Below are 12,943 nucleotides of genomic sequence, written 5' to 3' on the forward strand. Positions count from 1 at the left end.
GTGCACACCGATCGCATGGTCTCTTTGCGCGGGTGAGGATCGGGTCGATGAGTGTTCCGCGACGGTTTCTAGTGGTGAAGACCAAGTGCGCATCCAGGTTGTAGACGCTACAGCCACGCCGCAATCCCGACGCGGGCCCCATAGACGCGACAGTCCAAAAGATATAGTGGTCTGGTGAAGCTGGTCGTGCAGGTCAAGCTCCTGCCGACGCCCGAGCAGGCGTCGGCGCTGGAGTCGACCCTGCGTGCCTGCAACACTGCGGCCTGCGCGGTGGCTGCCGTGGCCCGCCAGAAGGGCGTCTACCGCAACTACGACCTGCGCAAACACGTCTACCAGGCCATCAAGGACCAGCATCGGCTCGGCGCGCAAGCGGCCCAGCACGTCATCAAGAAGGTCAGCGACTCGTACCAGGCGTTGAAGGCGAACATCCGGGCCGGGAACTTGGGCAAGCCGGGATCGAAACGCCGCTGCAGCGCCGAGGCCAAACCGATCTCGTTCCGGTGGGACGCCGCGCAGCCCTACGATGCGCGGATGCTGTCCTGGCAGCCAGACGCTCGAACCGTGTCGATCTGGACGGTCGACGGCCGGCTCAAGTGTGTCGCGTACACGGGGTCGCCGGATCAGCTCAAAGCCGTCGCGACCCTGCCTGTCGGGGAGTGCGACCTGGTGCACCGTGACGGCATGTGGTTCCTCTACGCGACAGTCGAGGTGCCCGAGCCGGAGCTGATCGACCCGGCCGGGTTCCTCGGTGTCGACATGGGCATCGCCAACATCGCCTACGACTGCGACGGCAACCGCTACGCCGGAACCCGGCTCAACGGCTACCGCCGACGGCAACTGCGGCTGCGCAAGCGACTACAGGCCAAAGGCACCAAATCGGCCCGCAGACTGCTCGCCAAACGCCGCCGCAAGGACGCCCGGCATGCCGCGGACGTCAACCACTGCATTGCCAAGACCATCGTGACCGAGGCTGTACGCACCGGCCGCGGGATAGCCGTCGAGAACCTGACGGGCATCCGCGACCGGGTCCGGCTCCGCAAGCCCCAACGGGTCACCCTGTCCTCATGGTCTTTCCACCAACTCGGCGCGTTCCTGACCTACAAAGCCCGCCGAGCCGGTATACCGCTGGCCAAAGTCGATCCCCGGTACACCTCCCAGGCCTGCCACCGGTGCGGACACCGCGACAAGCGCAACCGGCCCGACCAGGAAACCTTCACCTGTCGATCGTGCAGGGTCGTTGCCCACGCCGATCACAATGCAGCCCTCAACATCGCCCAGCGCGGTGTCGAGGACTGGGGCGCAGTCAACCGCCCGCACGCGGCCTGACCTCGCGCCCAGCGGGGAAGAGACCTGCAAGCCTGGCCCTCAGGGCCGGGTAGGTGACCCCACGCGTACCGCCAGCTTGCCGACGCTGCCGGCGGCGAAGTCGGCGAAGGCCTGCGGCACCTCGTCCAGGTGGTAGATGCGCCGCACCGGCACCTCCAACCGGCCCGCGGCCACCTGAGCGGCCAGGTGCTCCAGGCCGGCCGGGGCGAGGTCGGCGTTGACCGGCAGCGCGACCACGTCGTGCACGCTCATCTGGTCCTGGCCGATGCCGAGCAGCGTGGTGAACCGGCCGCCCGGCGCGATCAGCTCGGCCAGCGCGAACGGGTCGCCGGCCCGGTGCACCGCCGCCTTGACACCACCCGGCGCGATGCGGCGACCTGCCCGATGATGTCGCCGGTGCGGTCGATGACGTAGTGCGCGCCGAAGCGGCGTACCAGCTGGGTGCCCTCGCCGGGCTCGGCGGTCGCCAGCACGACGGCCCCACGCGCGGCCGCCAGTTGCACCGCGAGGCTGCCCACGCCGCCGGTCGCGCCCGCGATCAGCACGGTTTCGCCCGGCTGCGGCGCGATGGAGTCGACGACCGTGGCGGCGGCCGCGCCCGCCAGGCCGAGCGCCCCGGCGGTGGTGAGGTCCAGACCGTCGGGCACCCGGGCCAGGCTCGTGGACGGCCGATCAGCTCGCGGTCACCGCCGGAAGCTGCGACGACAGCGCCGCCTCGGCTTGCTATCGCAGATCCACATCGGAGCGGTGTCGATCTCATAGAGAGCGCTCTCTTGACGGGAGCTGTAGTCCGTCCTAACGTGACGGTTGTCAATTTATTAACAGTGCTTACCAAAAGTGTTCTGCCCGGAACTCCTGGTAGCACGCCCCACACGCTCCTGGGAGGTAGTCCCATGCGCAGACCGACCCGACTGCTGGCCCGGCTGACCGTGGCCGCGCTCGCCGCCGCCGGCCTCACCGTGCCCGCCACCGTCATCACCGCCACCCCCGCCCTCGCCGTCGGCCCGCAGACCTGGTCCGACGAGTTCAACGCGGCCGCCGGCACGCCCGTCAACGGCAGCAAGTGGAAGTTCGACATCGGCGGCGGCGGCTGGGGCAACAACGAGCTGCAGTACTACACCAACAGCACCAGCAACGCCGTGCACGACGGCGCGGGCAACCTCGTCATCACCGCCCGCCGCGAGAACCCCGCCGGCTACGGCTGCTGGTACGGCAGCTGCCAGTACACCTCCGCCCGCCTGCTCACCGCCGACCGGTTCACCCAGACCTACGGCCGGTACGAGGCCCGCATCAAGATCCCGCGCGGGCAGGGCATCTGGCCCGCGTTCTGGATGCTGGGCAGCGACATCGGCACCAACCCGTGGCCTAACAGCGGCGAGATCGACATCATGGAGAACATCGGCAAGGAGCCCGGCACCGTCCACGGCAGCCTGCACGGGCCCGGCTACTCCGGATGCTGCTCACTGACCGGCCAGTACACCCTGCCCGGCGGAGCCCGGCTCGCCGACGCCTTCCACACCTACACCGTGGACTGGGCGCCCGACTCGGTGACCTGGTACATCGACGGCATCCAGTACTCCCGCAAGACCCGCGCCGACGCGGGCAGCAACCGCTGGGTCTTCGACCACCCGTTCTTCATGATCCTGAACGTGGCGGTCGGCGGCAACTGGCCCGGCAACCCCGACGGCAGCACCGTCTTCCCGCAATCGATGGTCGTCGACTACGTCCGGGTCTTCGCCCAGGACGGCGGCACCCCGCCCACCGGCGCCACCCCGCTCATCGGCCAGAGCAGCAACCGCTGCATCGACATCCCGAACTCCAACACCGCCAACGCCACCCGGCTGCAGATCTGGGACTGCAACGGCAGCGGCGCGCAGCGCTGGTCCTTCGAAGCCGACGGCAGCCTGCGGGCGCTGGGCAAGTGCATGGACGTCGCGGCCGGCTCGTCGGCCGACGGCGCGGCCATCCAGCTCTACGACTGCAACGGCAGCGGGGCGCAGAAGTTCGTGCTCAGCGGCGCCGGCGACCTGGTGAACACCCAGGCCAACAAGTGCGTCGACGTCACCGCCAACGGCACCGCCAACGGCACCAAGCTCCAGCTCTACACCTGCAACGGCACCGGCGCCCAGAAGTGGCGCAAGGGCTGACCGCCGCCCCCTGAACGCCTCGTCTCCCGGATGCGCCGAATCCGGGAGACGAGGCACGTCAAGGGGATCACTGAGTGCAGGACACCGTGACCTCGGCGAAGAAGACGTGCCCGAAGTAGGGGTGGTCGAAGACCTCCCAGACGCCCGGCTCTCCGGACTGGACGCACGTGTAGAGCTGCTCGGCGCTCGCCGAAGCCTCGGCGTCCCAGGCGGCGGCCTGGATCGCCGAAGCAGGCGTCAGGCCGCGGCCTCCGCCGGTGAACTCCTTGGCAGTGCCGGCCATCGCCGGCGCGACGGTGGCCACCAGCAGAGCTGCCGCGGCAGCCACCACACCGACCGCCGCACCGGCGCGGCGCTTGATCAGGGAACGGTGCACGAAATTTCTCCTTCCGGGCGGGAGGAACGAGGACGACATCGAAGTTGACGATTCAACCGATACCTCGATCATCATGACCAACCCAATTGCGACAGTCAATGGACGGTCCCCTATCGCGACCGTCGAAAAGGTCGCCCCGCCTCGTTAACCTGACGCCATGAGCGGACGCGGGCTCAGACTCCCGAGCGGCCTGACCCGGCGCGCTCGGGCCTACCTGGCCAGATACGCGATCCGGCGCGAGGTCTGGACGCCCGAGCAGCACCGGCGCCACTGGCACCGGTCCGGCCGACCCGCGGACGCCATCGAACATTTGGCCGCCTACCAGGGCCGGTGGGGTGGGCTGGAACTACCGCCGACCCCCGAGTACGACGGCGGCCCGCAAGTCCTCGAGGCCGGCGACCCTTCCGTCCAGGACGGGCTCGGGCCGTGCTTCGAGGCAGGAAGTCCACGCTGCTCCATGGCCTACGGGTTCATGGTCGACGGCGCGGGATGCTTCGGCATCGTCGCGGAAGACAACTGGGTGCCGCTGCACGGCTCGGTCGAGGGCTGGGTGGAGGCCGCCGCGCTGCGACACCTCGCCGACGGCCTGCCCGCCGAGGTCCGCATGGCCACCGGGGCCAGGATCGACGGCCTGCCCGAGCGATACGGGCTGCGCCCGGTGCCCGAGGTCGCCGGCGTCGCCGACGGCTGGTGGCGGGGCAAGAACAGCCTGCTGGCGATCTATCGCGGCGAGGCCCGGCTGTTCGGCAACCTCCAGTACCAGACGGCGTACCTCTACCTCGGCATCGACGACCTCACCGAGCGCCTGCGCCTCGGCGTCGGCTGAACGCGCGCACGTCCGACGGCCGGCTCAGACCGCAGCCGAGAGGCGTGCGGCGAGCGCCGTGGAGCCGGCGCCCGACAGGGCGGGCAGGGCGGTCAGCCGTCCGGTCAGCACCAGCAGGATCGCCTCCATCGGTGCTCTGACCTCGGCCCCCTCACCCATGGTCCAGTCCGTGTCGGTCGCGGTCAGCCGGAAACCAGCCACCCGTCGGCGTGCCCGGAACGGCCAGTTCAAACCCCACACCCGGGTCGCCGCGGCGGCCGCGGCCGCCGGGTCCAGGGCCAGCCGGCGGCCCACCGGGACGGCGATGTCCTGGCTGTGCACCAGGATGTCGATCAGGGTCTCCAGCGGCGTGACGCCGAGGTTGTGCCGCCGCGATCCGATCATGGCGCGGATACGCGCGACGAGCTCCGCCGTGGGCAGCTCCGCGTGGCGGCGGGCCATGTCGAGGATCAGCCGGTTCATGCCGCCCAGGCGCAGGTGCGGCAGCTCGCGCAGCACGTCGCGCAGACCGATATGCTGCAGGGTCAGGTGCGCGGCGACGTCGCGCACCGTCCAGCCCGCGCACAGCGACGGCTGCCGCCAGTCGTCCACGGACAGCTGCGCCAGCAGGTCGGCGACGGCCTGCCGCTGCGCATCGATCGCCTGCCACACCTGGTCACGTTCCGTGACTGCCTCGCTTTCCATGCGGCGCGGGGAGCAGGGCGGCCACGAGCGGGCCGAGCTGCGCGAGCGGGTCGAACTCAGGGTTGGGGTAGGACAACTGGTGCAGGACCAGGCCGGTCCAGCAGTTCATGATGATCGGCGCGTCCCGTTCGAGGTCGGTGGAACCGGCGACGCGCATCCAGGTCAGGAAGTACGCCCGCACCCGGCCGCCCACGGCGGCGAGCTGCGGCCGCAGTTGCGGCCGGTGGGCGGCTTCGACGAGCACGGCGTAGCGGGCCAGCGTCAGCGTCCGATGGGGACCGGTCGCCTGGTGTGCGAACGCGGCCAGCACCTCGGCCAGTTCCGCGGGGGTGGTCGGGCAGCGGGCCGCCCACAGCTGCTCCCAGTTGTCGCGTTCGCGGTCGGCGACACGCTCGACCACCGCGTCGAGCAGGGCGTCCCGGGTGCTGAAGTAGTTGGCGGCCGAGCCGGACGGCAGCCCGGCCTCGGTGTCCACGGCGCGATGGGTGAGCCCGTGCACACCACGCTCGCCCAGCAGGGAGATCGCGGTATCCATCAGCAGCTCACGTCGATTCGACATACACCGATACTACGATGGTTGTTCAAAGAACAACAGACGTTGTTTCCGTGCATTCGCCCGCTACGCTCAGCCGGTGACCGCGCGCCGCCCCTTCCCGCAGAAGATCCTGATCTACGGGGTGTACGGGGCGGGCAAGTCCACCCTCGCCCTGGAGCTGTCCCGGCGGCTGGACCTGCCCTGGCAGCCGGTCGACGAGCTGACCTGGGAGCCCGGCTGGAAAGAGGTTCCCATGCCACTGCAGCGGGACCGGATCGCGGCGGTCTGCCGGCGGCAGTCCTGGATCCTCGACGGCGCGTACAAGGACTGGCTGGACGTCCCGCTCGCCGCCGCCGACCTGGTCATCGGCCTGGACTTCTCGCGCGGGCTGACGCTGCGGCGGCTGCTGCGGCGCACCGCGCGGCTGATCTCCACCGGTGAGGTCATCTGCAACGGCAACCGCGAGACGCTCGGCAGCGTGCTGTCGTCCGAGTCGATCATCCTGTGGCACTTCGCGTCGTTCGGGCGCAAGCGCCGCCGGATGCGCCGGTGGGCAGCGGACTCCCCCGGCCCTCAGGTGCTGCTGTTCCGCACCCCGGGCGAGCTGGACCGCTGGCTGGAGGAGCTGAGCCCGGTCAGTTCGGCGCGACCACGACCGTGAAGGTGAGCTGCCGGCGTACGGCGAAGCCCATCGCCTCGTAGAGCCGGATCGCGCCGGCGTTGTCGCTGGCGGCGTGCAGGAACGGCGTCTCGCCGCGCCTGCGTACTCCCGCGGCGACCGCGCGGATCAGGCGGGTGGCCAGCCCCTGCCCGCGGTATGCGGGGTCGGTGCACACGGCGCTGAGCTCGGTGAAGCCCGGTGGGTGCATCCGCTCCCCGGCCATCGCCACGAGCCTGCCGTCCTGCCTGATACCGAGGTAGGAACCCATCTCGACGGTGCGGGCGAGGAACGGCCCCGGCTTGGTGCGCTCGACCAGGTCGAGCATCTCCGGCACGTCGGCCGCGCCCAGCGGCACCGCCGCGGGCTCGTCCGCGACCGCGATCGCGGCGTCGACCAGCTGGACGACCTCGTCCTGCCAGGTGATCTGCCAGCCCGGGGGCACGGGGTGGTCGCCGATGACGACAGCCCGCCCGCCGGGGCCCACCAGCGCCGCCAGGTCGTCCCAGGCCCGCGCGTCGGCGCCCGCCGGCAGTGCGGCGAACGGCGTCACGGCCGGGTCGTAGCAGGCCGCCTGCCCGTGCCGCCGGGCGAACGCGGCATGCGGTCCCGACAGCGCCGCTCCGGCCGGATCGTCGAGCACGCCGGTGTCGATCGCGTGCAGGCCGCTCATCACAGACCAACTCCCCCGCAACGATGCCCTGATCAGCCGAGGCAATCGTAGTCGCCGCGGCGGCCAGGGTCCGGGCCCGGCGGCCACTCGGCCGGTGTGGCCTCCCGCACATCCGCAGTGTCAGAACAGGCGGCGCTGCCCGGCGCGCAGGGCGATGTGGGCGGCGAGCCGGTCGCCGTCGGCCACCAGGAGGTCGTTGAACCGGACCCGGCCGCCCGGCACGTGCACGGTGAAGTCGCGGCGGGTGGTGGTGGACGCGCCGTTGCTGGTGTTGACGGTGACGCCTTCGACGAAGGCCACCTCGTGCCAGGTCACCACGTGCTGCACCCGGCCGAGCGCGCCGACCGTGACCATTCCCCGCTCGAACACGTGGATCGCCCGGTTGCGGTGGATCAGCAGGGCCTGGACGAGCAGGCCGACGGTGATCGCGATGCCGGCGATCTGGTACGGCGTGATGTCCGCGCCGAAGCCCAGCACCAGCGTGGTCGCGGCCACGATCGGGGCGATGAGCAGCTGCGCCACCGGCCTGGTGCCGTAGCGCTGCACGGGGGCGCCGAGCCCCGCGAACGCAGCCCTGCCCTGGACGCTCACATCGATCACCCTCCACATAAGACATACGGAAGGTACCGCAGGGATATACGGAAGGTAAGGGCGGGTCAGGCCGCCCACTTGGTGAGCCAGCGATCGATGCGGCGCAACTGCCGCGGCGTCAGCCCGGCCTCGACCGGTGGGGCCACCACCAGCGCCCGGTCGCCCCACGGCCTGGTGTCGGCGCCGCGTAGCTGGTGGCGTACGTCGTCGTCGGTCCACAGCAGCGGGCGGCCCTCGTCGAGCACCCGCTGCGCCGCGGGCAGCTTCCACCAGGTCTGCTTCGTCCTGGCCAGCGGCGTCGCCAGGGCGGTGTCCTGCGAACCGAACTCGGGGCACTCGCGCACCGGCCAGGCCGGCAGGCCCAAGGCGGTGCCGACGTTGACGGAGTGGTGCTGCCAGGTGCTGTGCCACCAGATCTCGGCACGGCCCTGCTCGTGCACCCGGCGCAGGAAGTCCAGGACGGGCGTCGCGGCGAGGATGGGCCACTCGAGGTCGTGCTTGCTGGGCGCGCTGGTCCGGACCCACTCGTGATCGGGCCAGACGCGGTGATCCGGCAGATCGGTGACCGCGTTGATCACCCCGTCGATGTCCAGCAGCCAGATCGGCAAACCCGCCACGGCCTTGCGCTCCCGCCGTACCAGCGCGATCCCCTCCCCCGGCCGTCCGTCCACTGCCGACAGCCAGTCTCCCGCCGTCCGGCGCGCCCGGCAAGCCGGGCGACCGGGCGGCGGACGCGCGTGGCGGGCCGGGCGGGCCGGCATCCGGCCGGTAACACCCGCCCGTGCTCACGGGCTGACGCCACGGCGGTCTTTGCGGCGGGAGTCGTTGCCCACCGCCCCGCTCAGGCGATAGTGTCCGCGCTCGACGCGGCCCGCACCCGCCGCGGCCAGGTGAAGGAGCGGCACGATGGCATCGTCCGGGGTGGTCTTCCCCGTCAGCAGCGGCACCGAGCGCAGCACGTCCGCGCTGGGACGGGCCGTGGTCGCCGACGCGCTGCGTCCGGTCGACCCGGTCGGGGCGCGGGCGGCCGAGCACGAGACCAACTGGCGGGCCGACTACCTGGTGCACTTCCGGCGGCTGGTGGAGGCGGGGCTGACCTCCGGCGACGCCGCGCGCGGCAGTGCGGCGGCGGGCCTGGCCTCGCTGCACGAGCGGATGCGGGTGGTGACCGAGGACGGCGAGGCCGGCCTACGGGAGGCGTTCGCACGCAAGCCGGACCCGTCCACCGAGCTGAGCACGGTGACGGTCGGCGGCGATGGTGACACCGACCGCGAGCTGTCCCTGCCGTACCGGGGCGAGCGGCTGCGCGGCGACGCGCTGGCGCGGCAGCTCGACGCGTGGGTGGCCGCCGGGGTCGTGGAGCCGAGCTGCGCGGAGGCGGTGCGGGCGGTGGCGGCCAATCCGGACTGGCTGGACCTGTCCGACGTGCGGGTGGTGGCGCTGGGTGCGGGTGCCGAGATGGGTCCGACGCATTCGCTGCTGCGCTGGGGTGGCGAGGTGGTCGCGGTCGACCTGCCGCGGCCGCAGCTGTGGCGGGGCCTGCTGGAGACCGCCCGGCGGTACGGCGGCCGGCTGCGGATCCCGGTCGCGGCCGCGCGCCGCGACCACGCGGACCTGGCCGAGGTCGCCGGCGCGGACCTGCTGCACCAGCTGCCCACCGTCGCTGACTGGCTGCTCGGCGTGGACGGCCGCCTGGTGGTCGGCAACTACGTCTATGCGGACGGGGCGACCAATCTGCGGGTCTGTGCGGCGGTGGACGCGCTGACCGAGCACCTGCGCGGGCAGCGCCCGGACACGGCGCTGGCGTTCCTGGCCACCCCGACGGACGTGTTCGCCGCGCCCGGCGAGGCGGTCGCGCAGGCCGACGAGAAGTACCGGCAGCCGTCGACGCTGCGTACGCTGCGCGGGCCGCTGCGGATGCTGTCGGCGGGGCGGCTGCTGCGGCGCAACTATCCGCCCGAGGCCGACCCGGGCATCTGCGACAGCCTCGTGGCGCAGCAGGGTCCGAACTACGCGCTGGCCAAGCGGCTGCAGCGGTGGCGGGCAGCGGTGGCCCGGCATGAGGGCGCGACGGTCAGCTTCAAGGTCGCGCCGCCGACCCGGACCCGCTCGGTGGTGAAGAACCGGGTGCTGGCCGCGGCGTACGCGGGTGCGCCGGCGTTCGGGGTGGAGGTGTTCGAGCCCGCTACGTCCAACACGCTGATGGCTGCGCTGCTGGTGCACGACCTGCGCAATCCCCCGCCGGTGCGCGAGCACGTGTGGCAGGAGGAGGCGCAGGGGGCGGCGCACGGCGGGTTGTGGCGGATGCCGTACGCCCCACGTAGCGCGCTGGGTCTGGCGGCGCTGCTCGGCCTGGGCGGTGCGCGCAACTGACGCGGCGCGGCCCCGCACCGGCGGAGGTCCGTCGGTGCGGGGCCGCCGCGCCGGTCAGGCCAGCGTCTTGAGGTACGCGTCCAGGGCCTGGTAGGACTCGTTGGCGCCGCCCTCCATGCCGGAGGCGACCATGCCGTCGCGGTCCTCCTTGTTGGCGAACGTCGACGTGCCGGTCAGCGTGGTCTTGCCGTCCTTGTGCTCGAAGACGAGGCGCTCGACGGAGATGTGGCCGGGCAGGCCCTCCCACTCGAACGTCTGCACGATCAGCTCCATCGGCACGATCTCGCGGACCTCGCCGCGGAACGCCCACTCCTCGCCGCCGTCGCCGTGCTCGACGATGCGCCACTTGCCGCCGGGCCGGAAGTCGAACTCGGTGACGTCGGCTTCGTGGCCGCGGGCCCACCACTTCTTCAGGTGCTCGGCCTTGGTGTGCACCTCCCAGACGAGCGCCAGGGGCGCGTCGAAGCTGCGCGTCATCACGATCTCGAGGTCGCCCTGCAGCTTGACGTCCAGGGTCTTGGTCTCGCCCATCTCACTTCTCCTCTGCTGTGGGACCCGTCTGCAGGGTCCGCAGGTAGTCGTCCAGCCGGTCGTAGCGCTCGTCCCAGAAGCGGCGGTATTGCTCCGCCCAGGCCGAGATGTCGCGCAGCGGGGCCGCCTCCAGCCGGCAGGGCCGCCACTGCGCGTCCCGGCCGCGGGTGATCAGGCCCGCCTGCTCCAGCACCTTCAGGTGCTTGGAGACCGCCTGGAGGCTGATCGGAAACGGCTCGGCGAGCTGGTTCACGGTGGCCTCGCCGTCGGCCAGGCGGGCGAGGATCGACCGTCGGGTCGGGTCGGCCAGCGCCGCGAAGACCAGGCTCAGTCGGTCCATGACCGCCCCTCTATTCAACCATCCGGTTAATCAACCGACAAGTTGAGTATGCATCTCAGCGCACTCCTCCGCAACCCATACCCCGAAAGACGGACCCCGTTTGTAAAGTCACCGGCCATGACCGAGGACACCGACGAGTACCCGGGCTGGGACGCCGTCGACGCCGCGCTGGGCCGGCTCTACCCGGGGGTCGAGCCGCAGCACTACGGCACGCTGATCAAATGGACGCTGGGCGGGCCGGACCCGCTCGACGGCGTCAGCTTCTTCCGCCGGGACGACCACTGGCACCTGGTCAGCTACGGCATGTCCGAGCTGTACCGCAAGGAGTGGGACGACCCGGAGCAGTCGGGCTGGGGCTTCGAGTTCACCTTCCGGGTGGCCCGCCCGGCGGGCGAGGACGCGCCGCCGCTGTGGGCCGCGAACTTCCTGCAGGCCCTGGCCCGGTACGTGTTCGGTTCGGGCAACGGCTTCGGGCCCGGACACCACCTCGACCTCAACGGGCCCGTCTGCGCCGAGCGGCCGGACACCGCCATCCGCGCCGCCGCCTTCACCACCGACCCCGAACTCGGCGTCCTCGACACCCCGCACGGGCAGGTGCGGTTCCTGCAGGTCGTCGGCCTGACCCTGGAGGAGTACGCGGTCATCGAGCAGTGGGACGCGCAGCGCCTGCTCGACGCGCTGCGACCGCGGCTGCCGCTGCTGGTCACCGACCTCGACCGCGGCGACCTCACCGGCGACGCCGAGGTCGCCGCCGCCGTCGCCCACGGCGTGCGCCACGACGGATCCTCGACCGGCGCCCTGTTCGTGGCGGAGGCGAGCTGGCAGCAGCAGGACGGCGTCACCACGGTGACCGTCGGGGCGAACGCCGCCGCTCGGATCGGGCGGGTGCTGGCGGCCCGGCTCCCGTTTGACCGCGAGCTGTACCTCGCCGGCCCGGAGGGCGGGGTGCGCATCCGGCCCGGGACGCGGCTGGTGATGTCCGAGGAGGCCGACGGCCTGCTGGATCTGCAGCTCACGCCCGAGGTGCTGGCGGAACTGACCGGCCTGCTGCGGCCCGTGGCCGGGGTGCACCGGCTGGCCGCCGCGCCGGGGCTGACCGTCCGGATCGTCCGGTCGCAGATCCGCGACCAGAGCGGGGCGGTCGTCGCCGAGGTCGGCTGACCCGTGACGTGTTCGGGCAGCCGGCGGTCCGTTACGGCCGGCTGCCCGGGTGCGGTTCGGTCAGGAGACCTTGGTCAGCGGCCAGCTGACGTAGCCGTTGTTCAGCTCGGCCCGGTTGCCGGAACAGGTGTAGGACACCGTGTTCTTGGACAGGTCGATGTTGCCGTCGAACGCCCCGGCGGGCATGGGCGTCTCGACGCCGTTCATGGTCATGACGGACTTTGTGGTGATCTTGCCGCCGGGCATCACGCCGGCGATCTTCCCGTCCTTGGTCGTGTACGTGGTGCTGGTCGCCGTGCCGTTGATGGTCATCTTGGCCTCGACGGCGGAGCCGGACACGGTCGACTTGATCGAGATGATCGCGTTGTCGTACGCGATGGTCATCTGGTCGGCGAACTCCATGGTGATGCTGCCGGAGCCCTTGCCCTCGCCGCCGCCCAGCCTGGCGGCCGCCTTGGCCATGGCGTCCACGTCGGCCGTCCACTTGCCGGTCAGGCAGCCGTCCCGGTCGCCCGCGGCGGTGGCCGCCGACGGGGCGACGCCGCTGGCCGACGGGGCGACGCCAGGCGCGCCACTGGACGCGGGTGTGGTTGCGGGGGTGTCGGCGGTGCAGGCGGCGGTGGCGAAGACGGCGGCAAGGACGAGTGCGGCGAGCGGGCCTGATGACTTCATGGCGCACATGATTGCCGACTCGATCCACTCCGTTCCTCCGACTGACCGGA

At 71.6% G+C, this 12,943-nt stretch carries 17 protein-coding genes; 6 read left to right on the forward strand and 11 right to left on the reverse strand.

All coding sequences use genetic code 11. The annotated features are described in order from the left end of the window. Positions 1–174 precede the first annotated feature (174 nt). The gene (locus F9C41_RS37360) at positions 175–1,326 is read left to right on the forward strand and encodes an RNA-guided endonuclease InsQ/TnpB family protein (protein WP_155391569.1); all 1,152 of its coding nucleotides are present in this window, start codon (positions 175–177) and stop codon (positions 1,324–1,326) included. 39 nt (positions 1,327–1,365) lie between these two features. Here F9C41_RS37360 and F9C41_RS37365 read toward each other — a convergent pair whose 3' ends face one another. Beyond that, positions 1,366–1,668 (reverse strand): zinc-binding dehydrogenase, encoded by a 303-nt coding sequence (locus F9C41_RS37365; RefSeq protein ID WP_196280114.1) that lies wholly within the window; start codon positions 1,666–1,668, stop codon positions 1,366–1,368. Further along, positions 1,629–1,973: a zinc-binding dehydrogenase gene (locus F9C41_RS37370; protein WP_196280115.1), complete on the reverse strand. Its 345-nt coding sequence runs from the start codon at positions 1,971–1,973 to the stop codon at positions 1,629–1,631. The genes F9C41_RS37365 and F9C41_RS37370 overlap by 40 nt, the downstream gene beginning before the upstream one ends. A gap of 246 nt (positions 1,974–2,219) precedes the next feature. Here F9C41_RS37370 and F9C41_RS37375 point away from each other — a divergent pair, with 246 nt between their 5' ends. Beyond that, positions 2,220–3,473, forward strand: a complete 1,254-nt coding sequence (locus F9C41_RS37375; protein WP_155391572.1) for a glycoside hydrolase family 16 protein — start codon at positions 2,220–2,222, stop codon at positions 3,471–3,473. Between the two features lie 67 nt (positions 3,474–3,540). Here F9C41_RS37375 and F9C41_RS37380 read toward each other — a convergent pair whose 3' ends face one another. Next, a complete protein-coding gene (locus tag F9C41_RS37380) occupies positions 3,541–3,849 on the reverse strand; it encodes a hypothetical protein (RefSeq protein WP_155391573.1) in 309 nt (102 codons plus the stop codon). Positions 3,850–4,006: 157 nt separating this feature from the next. Here F9C41_RS37380 and F9C41_RS37385 point away from each other — a divergent pair, with 157 nt between their 5' ends. After that, a complete protein-coding gene (locus F9C41_RS37385) occupies positions 4,007–4,675 on the forward strand; it encodes a hypothetical protein (RefSeq protein WP_155391574.1) in 669 nt (222 codons plus the stop codon). Between the two features lie 24 nt (positions 4,676–4,699). On the opposite strand, the gene F9C41_RS37390 is transcribed toward F9C41_RS37385, so the two are convergent. Both F9C41_RS37390 and F9C41_RS37395 read right to left on the reverse strand, forming a co-directional pair. After that, complete coding sequence (locus F9C41_RS37390; protein ID WP_230690300.1) at positions 4,700–5,326, reverse strand: maleylpyruvate isomerase family mycothiol-dependent enzyme; 627 nt, start codon at positions 5,324–5,326, stop codon at positions 4,700–4,702. 4 nt (positions 5,327–5,330) lie between these two features. Beyond that, positions 5,331–5,918 (reverse strand): TetR/AcrR family transcriptional regulator, encoded by a 588-nt coding sequence (locus tag F9C41_RS37395; protein ID WP_155391576.1) that lies wholly within the window; start codon positions 5,916–5,918, stop codon positions 5,331–5,333. A gap of 73 nt (positions 5,919–5,991) precedes the next feature. Here F9C41_RS37395 and F9C41_RS37400 point away from each other — a divergent pair, with 73 nt between their 5' ends. Continuing rightward, positions 5,992–6,555, forward strand: a complete 564-nt coding sequence (locus tag F9C41_RS37400; protein ID WP_155391577.1) for a P-loop NTPase family protein — start codon at positions 5,992–5,994, stop codon at positions 6,553–6,555. Here the strand turns inward: F9C41_RS37400 and F9C41_RS37405 are convergent. From F9C41_RS37405 to F9C41_RS37415, 3 genes are all read right to left on the reverse strand, one after another. Then, positions 6,530–7,225 carry a GNAT family N-acetyltransferase gene (locus tag F9C41_RS37405; protein WP_155391578.1) on the reverse strand — a complete coding sequence of 232 codons (696 nt, stop codon included), beginning with the start codon at positions 7,223–7,225 and terminating at the stop codon, positions 6,530–6,532. The genes F9C41_RS37400 and F9C41_RS37405 overlap by 26 nt on opposite strands. A gap of 120 nt (positions 7,226–7,345) precedes the next feature. Further along, a complete protein-coding gene (locus F9C41_RS37410) occupies positions 7,346–7,825 on the reverse strand; it encodes a hypothetical protein (RefSeq protein ID WP_155391579.1) in 480 nt (159 codons plus the stop codon). Positions 7,826–7,881: 56 nt separating this feature from the next. Then, a complete protein-coding gene (locus F9C41_RS37415) occupies positions 7,882–8,487 on the reverse strand; it encodes a hypothetical protein (RefSeq protein ID WP_155391580.1) in 606 nt (201 codons plus the stop codon). A gap of 235 nt (positions 8,488–8,722) precedes the next feature. Here F9C41_RS37415 and F9C41_RS37420 point away from each other — a divergent pair, with 235 nt between their 5' ends. Continuing rightward, on the forward strand, positions 8,723–10,189 hold the full coding sequence (locus F9C41_RS37420) for a hypothetical protein (RefSeq protein ID WP_155391581.1): 1,467 nt from the start codon (positions 8,723–8,725) through the stop codon (positions 10,187–10,189). Between the two features lie 54 nt (positions 10,190–10,243). On the opposite strand, the gene F9C41_RS37425 is transcribed toward F9C41_RS37420, so the two are convergent. Beyond that, entirely contained in the window at positions 10,244–10,720 is a 477-nt protein-coding gene (locus F9C41_RS37425) for an SRPBCC family protein (protein WP_155391582.1), read from the reverse strand. 1 nt (position 10,721) lies between these two features. Next, the gene (locus F9C41_RS37430; RefSeq protein WP_155391583.1) at positions 10,722–11,060 is read right to left on the reverse strand and encodes an ArsR/SmtB family transcription factor; all 339 of its coding nucleotides are present in this window, start codon (positions 11,058–11,060) and stop codon (positions 10,722–10,724) included. Positions 11,061–11,177: 117 nt separating this feature from the next. Between F9C41_RS37430 and F9C41_RS37435 the strand changes: the two genes are divergently transcribed. Beyond that, entirely contained in the window at positions 11,178–12,221 is a 1,044-nt protein-coding gene (locus F9C41_RS37435) for a suppressor of fused domain protein (protein ID WP_196280116.1), read from the forward strand. A 60-nt stretch (positions 12,222–12,281) separates the two neighbouring features. Here the strand turns inward: F9C41_RS37435 and F9C41_RS37440 are convergent, their stop codons facing one another. Beyond that, positions 12,282–12,893, reverse strand: coding sequence for a hypothetical protein (locus tag F9C41_RS37440; RefSeq protein ID WP_155391585.1), 612 nt, complete (start codon positions 12,891–12,893; stop codon positions 12,282–12,284). Positions 12,894–12,943: the final 50 nt, after the last annotated feature.

It is taken from the genome of Catellatospora paridis, from assembly GCF_009720365.1.
Taxonomy (GTDB): domain Bacteria; phylum Actinomycetota; class Actinomycetes; order Mycobacteriales; family Micromonosporaceae; genus Catellatospora; species Catellatospora paridis.

Coding starts and splice junctions, on each gene's coding strand:
- F9C41_RS37375 (WP_155391572.1), top strand. CDS start 2,220: ATGCGCAGACCGACCCGACTGCTGGCCCGGCTGACCGTGGCCGCGCTC.
- F9C41_RS37385 (WP_155391574.1), top strand. CDS start 4,007: ATGAGCGGACGCGGGCTCAGACTCCCGAGCGGCCTGACCCGGCGCGCT.
- F9C41_RS37395 (WP_155391576.1), bottom strand. CDS start 5,918: ATGTCGAATCGACGTGAGCTGCTGATGGATACCGCGATCTCCCTGCTG.
- F9C41_RS37405 (WP_155391578.1), bottom strand. CDS start 7,225: ATGAGCGGCCTGCACGCGATCGACACCGGCGTGCTCGACGATCCGGCC.
- F9C41_RS37420 (WP_155391581.1), top strand. CDS start 8,723: ATGGCATCGTCCGGGGTGGTCTTCCCCGTCAGCAGCGGCACCGAGCGC.
- F9C41_RS37425 (WP_155391582.1), bottom strand. CDS start 10,720: ATGGGCGAGACCAAGACCCTGGACGTCAAGCTGCAGGGCGACCTCGAG.
- F9C41_RS37430 (WP_155391583.1), bottom strand. CDS start 11,060: ATGGACCGACTGAGCCTGGTCTTCGCGGCGCTGGCCGACCCGACCCGA.
- F9C41_RS37435 (WP_196280116.1), top strand. CDS start 11,178: ATGACCGAGGACACCGACGAGTACCCGGGCTGGGACGCCGTCGACGCC.
- F9C41_RS37440 (WP_155391585.1), bottom strand. CDS start 12,893: ATGAAGTCATCAGGCCCGCTCGCCGCACTCGTCCTTGCCGCCGTCTTC.